11 protein-coding genes and 1 tRNA gene are annotated in these 20,473 nt (G+C 41.7%); 1 reads left to right on the forward strand and 11 read right to left on the reverse strand.

The features are described 5' to 3' along the window. Nucleotides 1–17: 17 nt before the first annotated feature. The 4 genes from M2273_RS05415 to M2273_RS05430 form a co-directional block, all read right to left on the reverse strand. Nucleotides 18–88 (reverse strand) — tRNA-Cys (locus tag M2273_RS05415). Nucleotides 89–104: 16 nt separating this feature from the next. Continuing rightward, nucleotides 105–989, reverse strand: coding sequence for a cyanophycinase (locus M2273_RS05420; RefSeq protein ID WP_429393958.1), 885 nt, complete (start codon nucleotides 987–989; stop codon nucleotides 105–107). 18 nt (nucleotides 990–1,007) lie between these two features. Continuing rightward, nucleotides 1,008–2,351, reverse strand: coding sequence for a RagB/SusD family nutrient uptake outer membrane protein (locus M2273_RS05425; RefSeq protein ID WP_429393961.1), 1,344 nt, complete (start codon nucleotides 2,349–2,351; stop codon nucleotides 1,008–1,010). A 13-nt stretch (nucleotides 2,352–2,364) separates the two neighbouring features. Next, nucleotides 2,365–5,472 carry a SusC/RagA family TonB-linked outer membrane protein gene (locus tag M2273_RS05430; protein WP_429393964.1) on the reverse strand — a complete coding sequence of 1,036 codons (3,108 nt, stop codon included), beginning with the start codon at nucleotides 5,470–5,472 and terminating at the stop codon, nucleotides 2,365–2,367. Between the two features lie 617 nt (nucleotides 5,473–6,089). Between M2273_RS05430 and M2273_RS05435 the strand changes: the two genes are divergently transcribed. After that, a complete protein-coding gene (locus M2273_RS05435) occupies nucleotides 6,090–7,112 on the forward strand; it encodes an LLM class flavin-dependent oxidoreductase (protein ID WP_429393966.1) in 1,023 nt (340 codons plus the stop codon). A gap of 155 nt (nucleotides 7,113–7,267) precedes the next feature. Here M2273_RS05435 and M2273_RS05440 read toward each other — a convergent pair whose 3' ends face one another. The 7 genes from M2273_RS05440 to M2273_RS05470 form a co-directional block, all read right to left on the reverse strand. Next, nucleotides 7,268–8,110: an endonuclease/exonuclease/phosphatase family protein gene (locus M2273_RS05440; protein ID WP_429393968.1), complete on the reverse strand. Its 843-nt coding sequence runs from the start codon at nucleotides 8,108–8,110 to the stop codon at nucleotides 7,268–7,270. Between the two features lie 26 nt (nucleotides 8,111–8,136). Further along, nucleotides 8,137–9,936 (reverse strand): RagB/SusD family nutrient uptake outer membrane protein, encoded by a 1,800-nt coding sequence (locus M2273_RS05445; protein ID WP_429393971.1) that lies wholly within the window; start codon nucleotides 9,934–9,936, stop codon nucleotides 8,137–8,139. Between the two features lie 37 nt (nucleotides 9,937–9,973). Next, complete coding sequence (locus M2273_RS05450; protein ID WP_429393974.1) at nucleotides 9,974–13,510, reverse strand: SusC/RagA family TonB-linked outer membrane protein; 3,537 nt, start codon at nucleotides 13,508–13,510, stop codon at nucleotides 9,974–9,976. A 124-nt stretch (nucleotides 13,511–13,634) separates the two neighbouring features. Beyond that, nucleotides 13,635–14,594: a FecR family protein gene (locus M2273_RS05455; protein WP_429393977.1), complete on the reverse strand. Its 960-nt coding sequence runs from the start codon at nucleotides 14,592–14,594 to the stop codon at nucleotides 13,635–13,637. Nucleotides 14,595–14,667: 73 nt separating this feature from the next. Further along, nucleotides 14,668–15,273 (reverse strand): RNA polymerase sigma factor, encoded by a 606-nt coding sequence (locus M2273_RS05460; protein ID WP_429393979.1) that lies wholly within the window; start codon nucleotides 15,271–15,273, stop codon nucleotides 14,668–14,670. Between the two features lie 143 nt (nucleotides 15,274–15,416). Further along, nucleotides 15,417–19,409, reverse strand: a complete 3,993-nt coding sequence (locus M2273_RS05465) for a cache domain-containing protein (protein ID WP_429393981.1) — start codon at nucleotides 19,407–19,409, stop codon at nucleotides 15,417–15,419. A gap of 189 nt (nucleotides 19,410–19,598) precedes the next feature. Continuing rightward, on the reverse strand, nucleotides 19,599–20,018 hold the full coding sequence (locus M2273_RS05470) for a DUF5675 family protein (RefSeq protein WP_429393983.1): 420 nt from the start codon (nucleotides 20,016–20,018) through the stop codon (nucleotides 19,599–19,601). Nucleotides 20,019–20,473 lie beyond the last annotated feature (455 nt).

A 20,473-nucleotide genomic window follows, 5' to 3' on the forward strand; every position in this document is an offset into this window, starting at 1 on the left:
TTACTATGGTGTTATTGACGCCAGGGGCAGGTTCGAACTGCCGTAAAGAGTTTTGCAGACCCTCACTTAGCCACTCAGTCACCTGGCTTTTTGTCCTTTTAATATTAATTACTTGCTGTTTTTGTTGATGCTTTTGGTATCAACGCTTTCCTATTAAGCAGGTCAAATTTTTCGCCTTTTTTGAGGTAGTAAAACGGCCCGTTATTACCTGAATCACCAGCCGGGTTTTTAGTGGTTCCGGCAAAATTATTGGCATCATAAATAGCCACATACGATACGCCCAACACTTCAAAAGTATTCTGGTGAACTACAATAGCAGTACTTTCATCAATACCAATACCCAGCAGATCAGGGCGGGTTTTGATAAAGCTGAGCAGATCGAACTGGCGGTTACGTTTTAAAATATGCTGATCAATAGCTACATTATGTATAAAATCAAGCCCTTTAACATGGTCGCCTACCAGTACGGTATTGCCTTTGGTATCACCACGGAACAGGTATGATCCCTGTATAGTAGCGCCAGCCGATGTACCGCCTATTACACCACCACGATCAAGCAATGCTTTAAATTCTTTTTGGGTAAGTGTGCCCAGGTAAGCGTCGGCAATTTTCCATTGACGGCCGCCTTCAAACCAAATACCTGTTGCCTGGCGTATTGGCTCTACAAATTTTTCGGTATTGGCTACTTTAGGATCGCGGGTATGTAGGGTGGTAACACTTTTAACACCCAATTCCTGCAGTTTTTTAATGGTCTTATCATTCTTTACAATGGTCGAATCATCGCCTGCCGTAGGTACGTAAATAATATTGGCATTGGCGCCACCGGCCAATTCAACAAAGCGGGCCCAAATTTCGGGACCAACATTACCGCCGCCAACAATAACCAATGAACCTTTTTCGGGCCCTATGGGATTTGCTGGATTCTGTGCGAATACATTTGCGGAGCCTAATACAAGCAGAGCTATAAATAAATTAATGATCTTTTTCATATCGTTATGGTTTAGTGATTAATATCCGGGGTTGGGTGTCAGATCAGGATCGGCCAGCAGTTCACTTGCCGGTATCGGGAATAAATATTTGGTTGCATCAGTAATACCTAATACAGCTGCCACACGGCCCGTACGTACCAGGTTAAACCAGCGGTCAGTTTCAAACGGAAACTCTACCCTTCTTTCGGCTTCAAGGGCCAGCAGTATATCACTTTGGGTTGAAGCGGTGGATGCTGCAACGCCAGAGCGGTCGCGCACGGCGTTCAGATCCTGCAATGCGCCGCTTAAATTATTCTGCTGTGCACGGGCTTCGGCCCTGATAAGATATACTTCGGCCACGCGAATAATATAAGCCGGATCGGTACCTATTGGGTTACGGTAATATAATTTACCATACCATAAATTTCCGGGGGGAGCTGTTTGTCCTATCAGCGCGCTTCTTCCCCCACCAACTGTAGGGTCATTGAGCAGGGATACCAGCGTACTTGATGGCGCCCACTCCCTCCTGCCGCCTAATGCAGGTGGCAGAAACCATACACTATGCCCGTTTTTGAACGAAGTACTATAAGCAATCTCAAATACCGACTCTGATGTAGCTACTGCATTATTAGCAAAAAAAGCACTGTACGGTTTAAGCAGGCTATAGTTAGCGTTATCGCTGATGATCTTGGTGGCATATTGCTCGGCCAGGTCCCATTGTTTATTGTACAGGTAAAACCTTGCCTTGAGCGCCCAAACTGTTTTTTGGGTAAACCGGTTACGGTTGGTGGTTGCTGGCAGCAGAGGCTCGGCAGCATTCAGGTCTTTTAAAACCTGGGCGTAGGTATCAGCCAGGCTGCTGCGTTTAATACCGGCATGGTCTGATGTAGTATGCGTCGGCGTCAATATCAGCTGTACGCCACCCCAGCCACGGGCCAAATCAAAATATGATAAAGCCCTTATGGCATAAGCTTCGCCCAAATACTGATTTTTAGTAGTAGTTGTCAATAAGGGGTCTGTTACTTTAGGAACTGACTCCAGGATGTAATTGGCCGATAAAATAGTTTTATAAATAGCACCCCATGCCGAGCTGATATACCTGTTAAAAGCCGTTGTTTTGTGGGCGGATATCTCCTGCGGAGCTGCTTGTGAGCCTGTCCAAACCACATCGCTGCCGTACAGGTATGATATAGCGGGAAAGTTTGAACCATAGTAATTATCGGTACCAAGAGTATTGTACAAACCGTTAACAGCAGTAGTGGCACTACCCGCGTTGGTAATAGCCAACGACTCATCAACCTGTTGTTGTGGCTGCACATCCAAAAACTTTTTGCAGGATGACAGGATGATAAAAAATGGAAGTATATATAGTAGTCTTTTCATGTCAGTTGATTAATTAAAAGGTGATGTTAGCGCCAACCTGCAGTGTACGTGGTATTGGAGGCGTACCCAAATCATAGCCTTGTACATTAGGATCGGCTGTTACGTTGATCTCCGGATCAGGTCCTTTATACCGGGTTAACAACCACAGGTTTGATCCGCTGAAGTAAATGCGTACCGACGCTGCTTTAATTTTTTCAGCAACCGTTTTTGGTAACGTATAACCCAGGTTAACGTTACTTAATCTTAAGAATGATCCATCCTCAATAAAGCGGCTAACAGGGCTTAGCGTATAATTTGATCCCAGTGCGGTTAAACGGGGCACATCGGTAATATCACCTGTTTTTTGCCAACGTTTTAACTGATAGGTATCCATGGCCCGGCGGTCGTCGCGGGTACCGCCACCTTCCAGAAAGTAAGCGTTGTTGTTGTAAACTTTGTTACCGGTTTCGAAATTGAAAAATATGCTCAGGTCAAAACCTTTGTAAGTAAAAGTGTTATTTAACCCTCCAAAAAACTTGGGCAAGCCGCTTCCATCAAACACCTTATCGGCAGCCGTTACGGTTGGCCCGCTGGTACCATCAGCATGCTGGTAAATAGCGTTACCGGTTTGTGGGTCAACATACAGCTGTTTGTACACATAAAATGAGTTCATGGAATAACCCTGCTGCATCCTGATAGCAGCATATGAAGCATCTATAGGTATTGGCAGTTTCTCAATTTTATTAGCGTTGTGTGATATGTTAAAGCTGGTTTGCCAGGTAAAATCTTTGCTTTTGATGTTGGTGCTGTTAATAGCCAGCTCAAAACCTTTATTGCTCATTTCGCCTGCATTTTTAGTGATCGAAGCAAAGCCGGAGCTTAGGGCCAATGGCAGGTTGAGGAGCAAGCCCGTAGTGTACTTGTCATACACGTTGAACTCCAGATTCAGGCGATTGTTAAAGAAACCGGCATCAACACCCAGATTTATTTGCCTGGTGCTTTCCCATTTCAAATCGGGATTGGCCAGCTGGTACGGCACGGTACCTGGATTATCCTGATAATTAGCGCCAGCTTGCCATAAACCACGTGACGCAAAATTGCTAATACCGTTCTGGTTACCGGTTAAACCAATGCTGCCCCTTATTTTAAGATTGCTCAGAAAATTTACATTCTTCAGGAAATCCTCTTCCTTAGCTTGCCAGGCCACACCCGCCGATGGAAAGTATCCCCAGCGGTGATCCTTACCGAATTTTGAAGAAGCATCGGCACGGAAATTACCTTCTATAAAATACTTACCCGCATAATTGTAAGTAACCCTTGAAAAAAATGAGGAAAGGTTATACTTATTCTCGGTAGATGAAGATGTGGTTGTGGCCGCCGAGGCTATCTGCTGAAAAGCATCATTAGGAAAATTGGTGCCCTGCGCAAAGGTCTGGGAGTTTACATTGCCTTGTAAGGTATTACCCACCAATGCGCTAAAGGAATGTTTGTTGGCAAAAACTTTGTTATAAGTAAGAGTTTGTTCATTTGTCCAGATAGAGTTGGTGCTGATGCTTGATGTGCCCAGGTTATGGTTGGCAGCGCCCAGGTTAGTTAAACTGTTCCAGTACTGGTATTCGTTATAGGTATTATAATCAACGCTCCAACTGGTACGGAATTTCAGATCAGGTGTAATATTGGCATCGGCGTAGATATTGCTGATCAGGCGGTTGCTTTTTGAATGCATATTGGTATTATTGATCAGTACATCCAGGTTGTCAAAACCAGCCCATTTAGCGGGGCTGCCATCGGCATTTACTTTGGGCAGATAGGTTGGTGTATGCAGTGCGGCTTGTAAAATACCACCCTGCGGACCGTCGCCCACGCGGGCATTGGTTCTGTAGGTTTGCGAAAGCAGGGTGCTGGTACCAATGCTGAACACATTGCTTATTTTTTGATCGAGGTTAAACTTGAAACTACCACGATTAAAATCGTTGGTTTTCAGATCAGCCTGCTGGCTGTTAAAGCCTCCGCCTACATAATATCTCGTTTTATCGTTACCGCCGGAAACAGAGGCGTCATAGTTCTGGATAAAACCGGTACGGAACACATCATGTAAACGATCATAAGTTGGTTGATCCTGAGGCAACCCACGAGGTGCCGGTAAACCCGTGGGGTTATCGGTTAATGCTCTGAACGGAAGATTTTTATAAGTAGCCGCGGCAGCCGTATTTCCTGTAGCTATAGCATCAGCTTCAGTATTGCTATATAATTCATTAACCAGTTCCGCATGTTCGGGTCCGGTAACCAGGTCCCATAATTTGGGGGCTTGGGCAAAACCAAAGTAGGTATTTAAACTCACTTTGGGGGCCGTATTATATTTACCGCGCTTGGTAGTGATCAGTACAACGCCATTAGCAGCACGTGCACCGTAAATAGCCGTAGCGTCGGCATCTTTTAAGATACTGATGCTTTCAATATCAGCCGGATTAATGTCAGATAAGGGATTATTAGCCTGCCCCTGCGTAGTGATCTTCTGTAACGACTGGCTGTTAACAAACACCCCGTCAATTACATACAAAGGGTCATTACCCGCATTAATAGATGTGCTACCGCGGATACGGAAAAACAATCCATCGCCGGGTATACCTGTACCGGCAGATACCTGTACGCCTGCAGCCTTACCCTGCAATTGCTGGTCAAAACTGGCTACCGGTTTATTACGCACTTCATCGGCATTAATAGTTGATACTGAACCGGTGAGCGACTTACGGCTTTGTGTACCATAACCTACCACCACCACATCATTTAATGCACGTACCGATTGCTTTAAAAGTATAGTAACAGGGCTACCATTAGCGGTAACTTCCTGTTTATCATACCCTATATAGGTAATTACCAACGTATAAGGAAATTTTTGGCCGGTAACAAATGAGAATTTACCATCCTTATCAGTTGCTACAGAGTGTGTAGTCCCTAAGATCAATACGGCCGCTCCGGGTAAAGGCTCCTGGGTAACAGCATCAAGTACAGTACCGTTAAGATGTGAGTTAATTGTTGGAGGTTGTTCTGTTTGCGCGCTTGATATTATAGGGATGGAGAAAAGTAAGAGCAGCGTTATAAGCTTTTTGTAAAATGATTTAGCATGGATATATATTTCCATATATTTAACAGGTTTTATTTAATAATTTATTGTTAGTAAAACTTGATGGAAGGTCAGTGAGTGATTGGCGTTACGTAGCTGATCTTTCCTGTAATTTGACCGGCGAGGCTTCCTTGCCGGTCTTTTTTTATAATATATTTATGATCTCATTCAGGGGAATTTTTTAAATAGTAATACCGTTAAAAGCCTGAGCTTCTTTAATTTTTGAAGTCAGCATAATTAAATGGTGGCTTGCATTATCTGGAAAACTAATATTTGAAAAAGTGATTTACAGACAACAACAGCACATCACAAATACTACAGGAGCATTTTCCATTGTCCTGCTATTTATATAGGCTGTCTGGCTGTTTGAGGAAGTTTTCATTACTTCATGTTTTTATTTTTGACGGGACAAACATAAAAATAATAATAAAGACTACAAACACTATAGACAATATATATTATTGTGTATAAAGTTTGTTACACTGTAGAGCTTTATCACCTCTATCCTGCTCCAACACGATGAAGGAAAATTATAATGGTAAAAATGTTTGACATTTACATGTTTAAACATGTAAAGTAATCATCTATTTTTACTTCATTAAATCAACAGCCACTACTTTTTTATTTTTTGAATTATGGAGATCGGAATTGACAGTTTTGCTGCAACGGGTAACCTTGAAAGCGCGTTGGATGCGCAGGGCAACATGCGGGCCATGGAGGATTTGCTGGCCAGAATTGAGTTTGCTGACCAGGTTGGCCTTGACGTGTTTGGTATTGGTGAGCATCACCGGAAAGAGTTTTTAGACTCAGCTACGGCAGTGATCCTTGCGGCGGCAGCGGCCCGCACAAAGCGTATCCGGCTGACCAGCGCGGTATCAGTGCTAAGCGCCGCCGATCCGGTAAGGTTGTTTCAAAATTTCGCGACGTTGGATATCATTTCCAAAGGACGTGCCGAAATGGTAGTTGGCCGTGGTTCTTCTGTTGAAGCCTTCCCGCTTTTTGGTTTTAACCTGCAGGAATATGATCCTTTATTTGAAGAGAAAATTAACCTGTTACTAAAGATCAGAGATAATGTAGTGGTGAACTGGTCGGGGCGTTTCAGAGCGCCATTGAGCAACCAGGCTATTTACCCCCGCCCTGTTCAGGAGAAAATACCGGTATGGCTGGGTGTGGGCGGCACACCAGCTTCCTTCGTGCGTGCAGGTTCAATGGGCCTGCCACTGATGGTAGCTATCATTGGAGGTGACACGGAGCGTTTTCGGCCATTGGTTGACCTATACCGGAGGGCAGGCCGTGATGCAGGTTTTGCCCCGGAGGATTTAAGAGTAGGCCTCCACTCACTGGGATACGTTGGTGAAACACCGGAAAATGCCGTGGAAGATTATTATCCTGGATATGCGGCAACTTTTACCAAGTTTGGGAGAGAGCGTGGCTGGCCGCCGGTTACCCGTGCAGGTTTCGACGCGCAGATTGGGCCTAAAGGCGCACTGCTTATCGGAACGCCTGAGGTGGTGGCCGAGAAGATCCTGCGCCATAGTGAAGCACTGGGCGGCATATCGAGGGTCACTTTTCAGATGGATAATGCAGGACTTTCGCACGAACAACTATTAAAATCAATCGAACTAATCGGACAAAAGGTTAAACCCCTGCTGAATTAACGCAAACGGTTCGCTGGTCGGTTCATGATGAAAGCACAAAGCAATAAATCGAAATTTGCCAAATAATACAATTCAATATTAACCCCTCCTATCCATATTAAAAACAAACCCGCTTTGTTTTCACAAAGCGGGTTTGAAAAAATTAAATGATCAGATCATCGGAAATTTATCTCCGAAAGTACAGGAAAATGATCAGACGGATATTTACCGTGATAGCTGTCAGTCAATATACCCCAGCGTTTTACTACAAAAGCTTCGGTAGTGAAAATATGATCAATGATCTCATTTCCCGGAACAGATCTTTTGAAACCATTGAATGAGGCGTTATTGGCATATGGACGCGCTGTTTTACTATAAGTATCAACCATTAGCCCCGAAGTAGCCACACGCTGATACCAGCTACTTTCGTGCGATCCATTAAAATCGCCGGTAAGTATCACAGGTTCTTTACCTGCAATGGTTTTGATCCTTTCCAAAATCAGCTTACTGCTTTCCTCACGGGCCACTTTTCCCTGATGGTCATAATGAGCGTTAAAAAAGTAAAACTTCTTTTTGGATTGTTTATCCTGCAGGTACACCCATGAGCATATACGGTTGCAGCAGATAGCATCCCAGCCCAGTGAGGGTTTCTCAGGTGTTTGTGAAAGCCAGAAATCACCTTTATTCAATAGTTTAAACCTGTCTTTTTTAAAAAAGATGGCCGAATGCTCGCCGGCATCTTTACCATCATCGCGGCCCAATCCGTAGCGCTCATATTGGGGCAGGGCAGCATTGATATCCTGCAGCTGGTTTAGTAAACCTTCCTGGGTGCCAAAAATGTCAAAATCATGAAATTGTATGAGGGAGGCCACGATAGGTGCACGGTTAACCCACATATTACCGGTATCGCGCGGATTGGCATAACGCAGGTTATAAGTACCCACAATAAGGTTTTGGGCCTGGGCATAAAAGGAAAGCATTATACCTAATGCCACCAGTATGATATGTTTTGTTTTCATTTTTTAATTGTTGCGCTTGTTATTATTTACCAACCTGGATTTTGTCCTAATTTAGGATTAAGTAATCTGTCGGTTTCCGGTATTGGATATAGGTAAAACTTATCATCCCATTTTTTGGGTACAGTGGTTAACCAGGTTAATTCACCAAATGTATTGTTAGCCAACCTTTGCGGGTTAGGTGTGCCACCACTTAAGGTTTCTGCCACGTTTACGTAAGTTACGCCTTTTATCGGATTAGCCGGCATTACTTTATAAAAGCAAACATCCAGCACGCCATCTTCATTCAGATCCATCGGTACATCAAGTGCGGGAACATAAAAACCATTCCACACCTGATCCATAAGCGGGCCGCGTTTCCAGCGTACTAAATCATAAAATCTAAATCCTTCAAATGCCAGTTCAATTCCGCGCTCTCTTCTGATCTCCAGAATAGCCGGATCAGAAATAGCCGGAAAATAATTGGTTTGTAAGTATGGGTCAATAGTCATCGGCTTTGATGATGTATTGCCTGTAATACCTGCCCGTCTGCGTATGGCACCAACAGTTTGGTTCCAATCGCCATCGGTAAGCGTAGCCAGTTCAGCTTTGGCTTCGGCGTAATTTAACAAAATTTCAGCATATCTGATAAGCGGTATGGAGTTGGTATTTTTTTTACCGCCATCTAATGACACATCATCCAGTGTCCATTTCATAGGCTGGTAACCGGTGTAGGTATATGAAAATACCGGCGGAGCAGCCTCTGGTGTACCGCCATTGATACGCTTGTAGTTGCCCATTCTGATGGTTTGTTGCAAACGCATATCGCGGCCTTTTACCTCCTGTGCAAATGGCATGGTTTGGTAACCTGCTTTGCTGGTAAACGGAGTTCCGTCAATATTCAAATAGGTATTTACAAAGGTACGGGTTAAACTTACCCTATCGCCATAAGTGGCACTTGTCCAATACCAGTTGGCATCGCTAAATATGCCCAGGGCCGGATCAATAACTGAAGCCAGAATTACCTCAGACACTACCGGAGCCTGTGTGGTAAACAGCTGCCGGTACGCTTTATCAGGGCCTCCTGCTGTGTTCAGGCTAAATCCACCTTCAGTCATTACCTTCTGAGCTGCGTCAACAGCCTGGGCAAGCAAAGCATTGGCGGAACCCTGCAATTTGTATTCATCGTGGTATTTTCTAAATGTACCTTCAAACAAACATACTCTTGATTTAAAGGCATAGGCAACATATTTGGTGATCAGGCTGCGCGTATTATCGTTGGTGGTAATATGCTGACAGGCGTAATCCAGATCCGCTATAACAGAGTCAATAACCAGTGTTCTTGAATCGCGGCCATTAAATAATGCCGGGTCATTTATAGACATGGGTTTGTTGATCCATGGCACATCACCAAAACGTTTTACCTTATCAAAGTAAAACCACGCTCTGAAAAAACGAGCCAGGCCTATATAATGCTGGCGTTGTACAAGGGGTATAGCAGGGTTGGTGCAATTTTGAATAAAGTAGTTAAAACTGCGTAAATCAGTCCAGTTCCATCCTGAACTTTGCCTGGCATCGAAAACTCCGGGCCTTAAAAAATCCGGGAAAGAGGTTCTCGCCGAAAAGTCGGCCATGGCATCGGCACGAAATACCGGTATAGTATCGGCATTAGGCAAAATGTTATAAAATGAGTTTGCGTATAGTTCAAGGCCATTAACGCTGCCAAAAACAGCACTGCCGGTAGCGGTACTCTGAGGTACCTGATCAAGTTTTTTACAACTTGCTATGATGCAACCTAACAGGCAAATACATAGATAAGTTTTGATTGATTTTATACGTTGAGTAAACATGTTTAATGATTTAAAATGTTCTAATTATTTATGGCAATTAAAAAGTGGCCGATACACCAATGGTTACACTTTTTAGTATGGGGTAATTGTTACCATTACCATTGGTTCCATCAGTTAGTACCCTGTCTGACCCGTTGATGCTTTCCGGATCAATATCTTTGGTGATCTTGTATAATGGCGACCATGTCCATAAATTCTCTCCGGAAACAAACACCCTGACATCGCCCAGTTTGATCTTGCGGATAAGGCTTAATGGCAGGTGGTAACCTAACTGGATATTTTTCATCCTTACATAAGCGGCATTTTGCAAATATTTAGTTTGGTTTTGTGCCAGCTCATTTGATCCGTTTTGGGCAGAGTAACCACGATAGCGTGGGAAATAAGCATTTGGATTGCTCTCTGACCAGATTTTATCCAACTGCGATACCGGAACTTTATTGTAAGGGCGGTTATACTGTCCCCAGAAATAATCAGCCTCAGGACCGGGGTACCAATCACGTTTACCTACCCCCTGGAAAAAGGCCGAGAAGAAGAAACTATTCCAGTCGGCATCCATACCAAAGCCAAAAGTATATCGTGGGGTAGTATTACCAATAACCTTTTTGTCACCGGGCTTATTAACGGTCTGATCGCCGTAATCAATTACACCGTCACCGTTCAAGTCTTTAAACTTAATATCACCGGGTAATAGCTCGCTGGCACCGGAAGCTTTAATCAGCGTTTGTTTGGGTGAGTTGGCTATATCCGCAGCCGAGGTAAAATAACCAGCGGTCTCAAAACCCCATATCTCGCCTAATTTTTGGCCCACATAGTAGTCGTTCAAATTTTTATTGGGATTATTATATTTGGTAATGGTAGCCTGATAATCTGCCAAAGTGGCCCTAAAACCATAGTTGAAAGGTTTAGCACCCAGGTCAAATTTATCACGCCAGGCAACGGTTACCTCCCAGCCTTTTGTTTTCAGATCTGCATAGTTACCCTTTGGAACACCTGTACCAAATACAGCAGGAAGGGTATTACCCACGGTAAACATATCTTTGGTTTTACGGATATAAGCATCACCCGTGATTGTTAAACGATCAGACAATAATCCCAGATCAATACCCAGGTTTTGAACATTAGAGGTTTCCCAGGTTAATCCATCGGGCAATACACCTGGCTGAGTAGTAGTTTGCGGACGCACGCCATTTAATACCCTGCCCGATTGTTTAATGCTGAATTGTTGTTGAAAGGCATAAGAATCGATGCTTCCGTTACCTAACGATCCGTAAGACCCTCTGATCTTTAAGTTGGATATGATATCTTTTGACATTGTCCAGAAAGGTTCATTGGTAACGCGCCAGCCTGCTGATACAGATGGGAAGAAAGCGTACCGCTGATTTGACGGAAACTTTGATGAACCATCATAACGCCCGTCAGCTTCTACCAGGTACCTGTCTTTATAAGAATAGTTTAACCGGTAAAAGCCGCCCATAACTGCCCATCTGTCCCAGCCACCACTGGTGGTGATAGATTGACCGAGCGCCAGGTTAATATCCGTAGCATCCGGAAAAATAAGCCCGTTACGTACAAGATCTAACTTTTTAAAGGTTGACTGTTCAAAATTAAAACCAGCTAAAGCTTTAAAATAATGATCCTTGCTCCATTTTGGTTCATATTCGCCGTAAACGTTGGTGGCGATGTATTGTGTACGCTGGTTCAGGTTCTCCAGATCATTATAGTTAGTACCCACATATTCTATTACACCAGGTTTACGACTGTAAGGAACAGGAACACGTTTGCGATCCTGGTTATTGTCCGTATTTTGGAATGTGAAATCACCTTTAACTCTGAAGGAATCATCAAAGAATGAGCTGTTAAAGCCCGCTGTATTGCGAAATACCCGGTTATCGAAATTGATACCGTTTTTACCATAAACAAAATCGCCCACGGTATAAGCGGCAGAGTAAGTTAAAGTACCATCGGGATTAAACATTGGCGCCACGGTATGGCCCTCATCTGCCAGGTTTCTCCATATACCACCGCCCTCGCCCACGTTAAGCGGGTTATGATATTTCATGTTTGAATAGTCAGCATTGTTATAAATACGCAGCCATGGGAACACCTGTAATGACCCTTTGGCTCTTAAATTATAAATGCTGTAATTGTCAGAGTTGTAACGAAACAAACCATCCTGCGCAAAGTAACGGCCAGTGATCAGGAAATCGGCTTTACCGCTGTTACCGGATATGGCCAGGTTATGCTCCCTGGAAGCGTTATGATCTTTATATAGTTCCTTATACCAGTCGGTATTAGCATAATAAACATATTCGCCAAGCCCGTTAACTTCTACCTTAGGCAAGCTCGGATCACCGTCCCTGCGCTTTAACTCTGCCAGATACTCGGGTGAGAACTTTACTGTTTTATTGATATTTTGCGGGGTCTGCGAATAGTTATTGGCCGCTGTCCATGCCTCATTAAACATTTTAGCAAAAGTGTACCCATTGGTTACCAGTTGTGGAACCGTAGTTGGACTTTTGAACGACTGGTTGAAAGAATAGGTGATGCTTGTTTTCTCTTTAGCCGGACTTTTGGTTGTGATCAATATAACACCAAAAGCTGCCCTTGCACCGTAAATAGCTGATGATGAAGCATCCTTTAATACGGATACGCTGGCTACGTCGCTCGGATTGATACGGCTTGGATCGCCCTCCACTCCGTCAATAAGCACCAGGGCATTACCTTTCTGACCGATAGAGGTTGTTCCGCGGATGTTAAAGCTTGGCGATTGTATGGGTTTACCATCCAAAGGCACCAGGTTAAGGTTGGGTATTACACCCTGTAAGCCCTGGGTAAGGTTAGGCAACGAACGGTTTTCCAGAACCTTTGAAGTAACCTGATCAACAGCGCCGGTAAGGTTTTCTTTTTTCTGTGTACCATAACCCACTACCACCACCTCATTTAAACTGCCTGATTCGGCAACCAATGTTATGTTTCCCAATGCGGTAGTTTCACCAGCTGTGATCTTAACACCGGGTACACGGTAGGTTTGGTACGAAATAAAGCTTACCAGCAACGTGTAAACACCAGGATCGGCATCTATTATAAAAGAGCCATCGGTGTTGGTTTGTATGGCTTTGTTCAGTTCATTTAACCTTACCGTTGCTCCTGGCAACGGCTCTCCTTTTTCATCAACAATCCGGCCAGATACCTTGCCATAAGCGGCTTTAACCGAGGCTGATTTTTTATAAAGTGTGATTGTGCCTTTTATCTCTTCCCTAAAAGCGATACCGGTGTTTTGTAATAAAGATCTTAAAACAACATCCAGACGCTCATTGGTAAAACTCCCTTCTTTTACCAGAAGTTTATGTAAACCCAACAAGTCGGGATCGTACGCGAATTCCACTTTACTTTGCTGTTCAATTTTCCTGACAGCATGCGTTAAAGTTTCATTTTTAAAGGCCACGCTAATGCGTGTTTCAAATACGCCACCAATGGTGTCGGCCATCAATTGCCCGATATTTGCCAAAAGCAGGCAGAAAACAATAATAGAAGTACGCGTAGCTTTATTCAAGCGGCGTGATATTTTTTTCATATTTTTGAATACTTAGTGAAATTTATACTGATAAACTAAGGCAACAGCTGCAAAGGGTCCAACTTGACACAGCTATTGTATGGAGGCCGGATCTGCTGCAGACCGGCTTTTTTATTGTTATTGTTTAGTAAATAGTTATTTCATTATTTTTCCTCCTTTTGTAAGTGTTTTGATGGATAGAACAGATGATCTTCATCGTTTCATCAAGAGTGTGGGTGGTATTAATATGTAAATTGTATTTGTAATGCGCTATGGCTTTATTTTGACCAATCAGGCGAACGTCATAAACGTTTTTGATAACCAACGCAAGCTCATCAAAAGAGGCTTGATTCAAAATGGACTGCCCCCCTGTCCAGGAGTGGGCTTGTAAAGCATCGGCTTTGTTAATCTGATATCTTCCGTTCTGGATAGCATAACTGATTTGCAGACTTGGAGTTATAATACCCAATACTTTAGCCGGTGTGCTTACCTGTACACGCCCGGTTGCAACAGTTACGGTAGCTTTATGCAGTGTTTTATAGGAGTTAATATTGAACGAGGTACCCAAAACGCGCGTATGAACCGATTTGGTGAATACAACAAAGGGCCGCTTTACATTTTTTTTAACGGTGAAAAAGGCCTCCCCTTCATCCAGGTATACATTTCTTTGCACCTGTTTTTGAAAATCTTCACTGATGCGGAGATGACTGTTTGCATTTATCCACACGGCAGAGCCATCGGGCAGCTCTATTTTTTTAACCTCACGTGTACCTGTATTTATGGTTAAATACTTCTCTTGCTTTTGAGCGTTTGGCTTAATTAAATACCGGTACACCCCTAAAAAAGTAGCAAGACAAAGCATAGCAGCGGTTGCATACCTAAAAGCGGACTGTAATTTTATAGGTTTTGGAGATTGTTTCCAGGTGTCTTTTACCTGATCAAAAATATCGTTCTTTAACCGCTGCTCTTCCGCTGCAGACAGATCGGGCTTTTTATTTTGCTCATCAAATGACTGGTACCATACATCAATTAACTGGCGTTCCGTTTCATTTGCTTCATGATTAAGATAACGATTGATCAGATTTTTGAGCTCAGAGGGTTTCACTATTTGTGTTATTTAACCCTATGTTGCACCAAACGGCAAATACTACTTCTATTTATAGTTAAGCTTTTGTAAACTAATTATTAAGTAAGTAAAGAAGCAGCGTAAAGCAGGCCATATGCCGGTCGGGGTATTCGGCCATTAATCTTTTTCTGAGCCGCTTAAGCGCTTCTGAAATATTATTGGAGACTGTCTGTTCGGCCAGGTTCAGATCGTTGGCAATTTCTTTTACCGAACGGTTATCACTTCTTCGTAAAAAGGATTGCTGCATATTTTGAGGCATTATTAGTACTTCATCCTCAATTACCTTTTCCAGATCATGGTAAGCAGCTAACTCATCCATAGAGACAAACAGATCGCGCATCCTATCAAGAGCCCTTTCCATTATTTTTTGCTTAATGCCTTCCGAGCGATAGTGATTCAGGACCTGAAGCTTGAGCGCACCGAATAAAAACTGTTCTAAATTCGTTCGAACATCAAGTGTTTCACGCCTCTTCCAAATATCAATAAGCAGGTTTTGTACCAGATCTTTCGCAGTATCTTCTTCTCCAACCCTACTGTAAGCAATCAAATAAAGCTCTTTCCAGTATTGCTCATATAACTGATTATAGGCGTATGGTTTGCCTTGTTTAAGTAATACAACCAGATTTTCATCGTTAACTAAGGCCCTACTTGAAAACATGCCCCAAAAATAGATTTTCAAAGTAAAGAAATAGTTAAGTTTAAAAAATGGAATACTTCCAAAGCCGATTGTGCTTCGACATGATCCAGGATATGGATAAATTTTGATTAATTTATTAATTCTAAATTTGTTTTGAAGATTCGCTATGCATCTTTGGTTTTACTGTCAAACATCGAAAATATCTTTAGTATAGCAGGAACTCCCGCGGTAATGATGGTCAGGTACTTAAATAACGTGGAGTATGTTTCCTTTTGTGATGTAAACAGAAAAACTAAAACTGCCGCTATGAGCAACAACAGCGGTGTTTTAAGCTTACTCCAGTTACCTGTATCTTTAATTTGTTCCTGAATTTGCATAGCCTCTGCATGGCCTATGGCTGTAAGGATAAAATTCCGGAACTCATGGTTAAAGATCTTCAATATGTTGTCTTCTCTTATGATTAATCCCTTACTGATTAATAAAGTGAGGTTATAATCATCGTAGGGGTTTACGAGGCCATCTTCTGCGAGGTCATAAAGCAGGAATTTTTCTTCTTTTGTTAAAGATTGCCACATGTACATATAAAAGTAATGCGACGTGATACCCAATTTAGCTGACAACGAATCACCATCAAATTTTCCGGATATCTTTTTTGCCTTGTTTTCCTTTGCCTTATTTTCCAGGGTAGTAAGTACCGGCTCCCGAAGCCTTTGCAGAAAATGACTGTTACGGGTTTCATATAATAGGATTCTCTTCCATTGAGGGGTATCCTTATCAAACGATATATCACAGTTTTTCAATCGTTCAATTGCTATGCTGAAATGGCCCAAAAGTACATGCCACCTTTCCAAATCGTGCTCGGGCTGCCTTTCGCCTTCGGGTTTATCATCTTCCTGCTGATTAAGTGAATCCAGAAAATTTACAGGGTGAACCGTAGAGATAACCAGGAGCTTGCATCTGTTTTTTTGTAACAGCGACTCAAGAAAATTTAGTTTTATGCTATTGCTCGCGGTGTTTTTAATATCATATTCAAAATGATTTACAATGATTAATTTATACTTTTCATTATCTATTTCCTCTATAATTTTCTTCCAACCGTTTTTTGCCTCATCAGTATCCCCATCGTTTGGAATCAGGATCATATCTGCAACAAAAAAGGTATTTAAATCAGGCTTGGCTTCATCATAAATAACCGGCTTTCCATCTTTACCGTTTATACCTGGTTTTTCAATCAGGGTTTTTACCTTTTTCAATTTACCTGAACCCGGAGACCCGATCAGGAATACTAACGAGTTAAGTTCATCTTTGGTAAGCAAGAGGGTATCGATTTCATCCCAGTAAGCCTCAGAGGTAAGGTTTAATGCAAATAGCTTCCTCAAAATATGGTGAAGCACATACCAAAACCCGCCAAGAAATCCTAAAAAGCCTATCCAATAAACCATTCCGTTAAACCAGTCTACCCTGTCCAATGGATTCGGGAGTCTATATTTGAGATGTTCAGATTCGACATGAAAGTATTTATTCTTTTGAACATGATAGTATGATATTCCACGGCCTGACCTAAACAAGCTGCTATATATCCACGAACTATCAACCGCGTTATGATCCAGTTCCTTGATTTCAGGTATAAGTTCGTCATTATCAATCATCAGTCGCTTAAATAGCGCACTGGTAATAACATCATCTGCATCACGGGGAGGTTTGGGATTTTCCTGCCGTAGCATTTCGGTTTTAACCCAAACGCTATCGGCATAAATTTTGTCGTACTTTAGGTTATCCAGGGTTAGATCAGTGTCCCTTTGTATGCTTTTCACAAATTCCGTATGCCTGTAGCGGGTTAGTAATTTTACCTCATATGTTGATGTGGCGATATAGAATGAAACTACCGGCAACCCGCTGGTGATAATCAGGCGTGTAAAAGTCATTAGTGAAAAGCTAACGCTAAAATCCCAGGAAGTAGCTTTTTTAATCCAGCCTTTGTTTTCTGCCAATTCATAAAACTTCTTAACCGCTGCCAATAGAACGATAAAAATAAGCTGGAAGATTAAAACAGGGGTGTAGGCCGTTAAGTGAGCGGCAAATACATTAAGTATAATAATAATGATCCGTAACCAGACTAAAGCATTTTCTTTAAGCTTCAATAAAACAGGCTCATCCTCTTCATAATATACCTTTTTACAAAGGTAGTTAAGAAAATAGATGATCATAGTAGCTGCGATCAACAAAATAAACACGTATTGCAAAAATGTAGTGTAATGGTATATACAGATCAGCAGAATAATCGCTACAATATTGCCCGCTACAGCAATATTATATTGTTTGTGAAAGCGTTGGTTTGGCCCTATCCAGGAGATATCGAAATAATGCTTATTATAGTAGATCTTTCTGTAAGACACTATAAATACAACCAGTAATTCTGCAGCAAGGATAAAAAAGAACCCAAAAAGCATAAAAAAGCTAAAACAAAAATTATTAATATCGCGAATGTTGGTATAAGCGCGATCTTCCAGGACAACCATATAATAAGGTAAGCCACTAATAGGGCTTACAATGGCATTATATTCCTTCCCCCCATACCTGGTTGTGAAAAAAATATCACTACGGGCTTCAATGGCAGCCCTGAGCGATCTATGCTCAGAAAATTCGCTGAGCAGGTTCTCATTCAGCTGTTTTGAAACATTAGAATGGTATAAAGTTAATCCTTGTTGATTAATGATTGCATAAAGAAATCCGGGCGGCATTATCGGATAGTTAAGGCATTTTAAGTTAAATGCTATAGCTATATAAGGATTGACTTTATTAAACGACGACCTTTTTGATAAAACGGTAGTAAAAGAACCGGAAGTCCAGGAAATGACCTGTTCCAGAGAGAATTTTTTTTGGACTGAATCTTTTAAATAAAAGGATTTATTATCTCTTAAATTAAGGTAATAAGCCCTGTTAGAAAAATCTCCGGAAGGCGGAGGGTCGGTAGTTGGCGACCAGCTGTATACTCCTATCCCATTTTTATCTAATTGAAAAATCTGGTTTACACTTATGTTTTTGGTAAGTTCCTTCAACTGTTCCGAATAGCGGTCCTTTACTTCTTTTGAGTTTTGGTTAACCGGAGCCATTCCATTAATAACATTATCGACACAATCCAGTATTTGATAAGTATTTGTCAGCTCCGAATAAAATGCCTTTTTTATTTTATTGGATAACGCTTTAGTAGATTTTTCTGTAGCTGCAACTCCCGGCTGCCAGCTGGCATTGTAGGAAAAAAAAGCGAAAAAAAGTATGGACATCAACAACATCGACACAGCAAATGAAAATAAGCCATCGGCCCAGGTAAGCCTGTCTTTGTTTCCTATCTGGTATAGCTTTATCCATGGAAGGGCAAGTATGCCTGCAATAGCGATCATTAGCAAAAAAAGCACCGCACGTTCGGGGAGTTTATTTTTCTCGGCATCATATCTTTCTTTAGTTAACAAGCCAGCTATAGTAATCGCAGTGGTGGTATTTAAGTTAAGTTGCTGAGTAAAAAGCTTGTAGGCCGTACCACTTATCGTGACATCTTTAATTTGCCATTTTGCAAGTCCGTTTTTTTCATTTTTTAATGAATCGGTAATGATAGCTGTTATACCGCTTGGGAAAGTTTGATGAATGACCCTTTTATCGTTAAAAATTATGTACTCGTTAAATACATCTTTTGAAAGCAGGGGTACTATAAATTGTTTCAGTGTATAAGTAATATTAACACGTGTTTTCCCTTTTGTTAAGCGTACAATGAGTTGCGTATTGTTAAATTCAACTGAAGAGGTGTCAATAGCTTTACTGGTAATTGTAGCCAGTTTACTTGTGGGCGGGGTATCTATACTGATTATAAAATTTTGCGTGGGATAGTCTGTGATGTATTTCCTGACAGAAACACTGTCATAATCGCTGGCATTTTTGGTATAAGCATCAACGAGCGTTTTTAACAAAGCCAATGAATTATCTATTTTTCGCGATATATTATTTTCAATATTTTGAAGGCCCCTGAATTGCTTTTCTTCTAATTCGCGCTGACGGTCAGGAATGTATTTTAAAAAATAAACAGATCCTATCGCGAGTAGAAACAGTACAGTGACCAACACTACTCCCTGATTACGGCTAAATGAAAAAAGTTTGCTGAACATATTGAAATATCAAATAATGTATCATTGTGAAAGGAAATGTAGAAAGTTATCGGTTGCCCCAAAAAGCATATACATTTTAAAACCAATTTTTAGCCGCTTCTAAAACCCACACGTCAGGTGTTTGCATTTTTATCAGAAAGAATAATTGACAACCTGCCCTGTCAACTTAAAATACAGATTAAGAACATATTATCCCTTCTCAATCATTATCCATACATCTTCCTGCACTTGTTTGGCCTTGATCATTGCGGTTAGCTGCGCTACTTTTTCGGCACAATTCCATATACTGGTTTGCATATCTCCTTCTGCACCAATCAAAATGCAACCTTCTGAATCTTTATTGGTATTGCCACCATGTATGCGAATGCCTTCAAAACAATCAACATCCAGCAGTAAGGCGAGTTCTTTTTTAAAATGATTGCTGTAGTTAACTATGACTTTATACTTGCCATAGTTTATAGCGGTTTCGTTCTGAACCTTGGCCGAGCAGCCATCTGTCAGATCCCGAACAACATCCTCACAGGTAAAAGCATAAAAGTCATCATCAACATACAACTTGCCAAGGGTAGTAGTGTCGGTAAAGACAGAACGGGTTACTTTTAATTCCATGATTAGTTAATTTAGGTTTAATAATCTGCACTACTTGTTTAATGCTATAAACCAGATAATATAAAACCCAAGTGCCTTTATAATTAATCATAAGTCCTGGCAAACGGAGTTAAAAGCAAAGAATTTTATTGCTCATTTATAACTTAAACGAATACAATATAAAGAGAATAATTATAAAATAAAATACTGAATTTCAAAATGTTACAAAATTGTTAATTTATCCAAAGCGTTAGCGGTGCGGAGACAAAAGGAGGTTGGCGAGAAGTTCAATCATATGTCAGGTAAATTAAGTATAACGCATTCAATCTCCCCGACCCAAAATGAAGAGGGATGATCGTTTGATCATCCCTCTTTCTTCATCAAAGCGTTAGCGGTGCGGAGACAAAAGGAGGTTGGCGAGAAGTTCAATCATATGTCAGGTAAATTAAGTATAACGCATTCAATCTCCCCGACCC

Source organism: Mucilaginibacter lappiensis, assembly GCF_050433765.1.
Lineage (GTDB): Bacteria > Bacteroidota > Bacteroidia > Sphingobacteriales > Sphingobacteriaceae > Mucilaginibacter > Mucilaginibacter lappiensis_A.

Bases quoted from the DNA above. Each gene is read 5' to 3' on its own strand.
- M2273_RS05435 (WP_429393966.1), top strand. From the start codon at position 6,090: ATGGAGATCGGAATTGACAGTTTTGCTGCAACGGGTAACCTTGAAAGC.
- M2273_RS05465 (WP_429393981.1), bottom strand. From the start codon at position 19,409: ATGTTCAGCAAACTTTTTTCATTTAGCCGTAATCAGGGAGTAGTGTTG.
- M2273_RS05430 (WP_429393964.1), bottom strand. From the start codon at position 5,472: ATGGAAATATATATCCATGCTAAATCATTTTACAAAAAGCTTATAACG.
- M2273_RS05450 (WP_429393974.1), bottom strand. From the start codon at position 13,510: ATGAAAAAAATATCACGCCGCTTGAATAAAGCTACGCGTACTTCTATT.
- M2273_RS05440 (WP_429393968.1), bottom strand. From the start codon at position 8,110: ATGAAAACAAAACATATCATACTGGTGGCATTAGGTATAATGCTTTCC.
- M2273_RS05425 (WP_429393961.1), bottom strand. From the start codon at position 2,351: ATGAAAAGACTACTATATATACTTCCATTTTTTATCATCCTGTCATCC.
- M2273_RS05420 (WP_429393958.1), bottom strand. From the start codon at position 989: ATGAAAAAGATCATTAATTTATTTATAGCTCTGCTTGTATTAGGCTCC.
- M2273_RS05445 (WP_429393971.1), bottom strand. From the start codon at position 9,936: ATGTTTACTCAACGTATAAAATCAATCAAAACTTATCTATGTATTTGC.
- M2273_RS05470 (WP_429393983.1), bottom strand. From the start codon at position 20,018: ATGGAATTAAAAGTAACCCGTTCTGTCTTTACCGACACTACTACCCTT.
- M2273_RS05460 (WP_429393979.1), bottom strand. From the start codon at position 15,273: ATGTTTTCAAGTAGGGCCTTAGTTAACGATGAAAATCTGGTTGTATTA.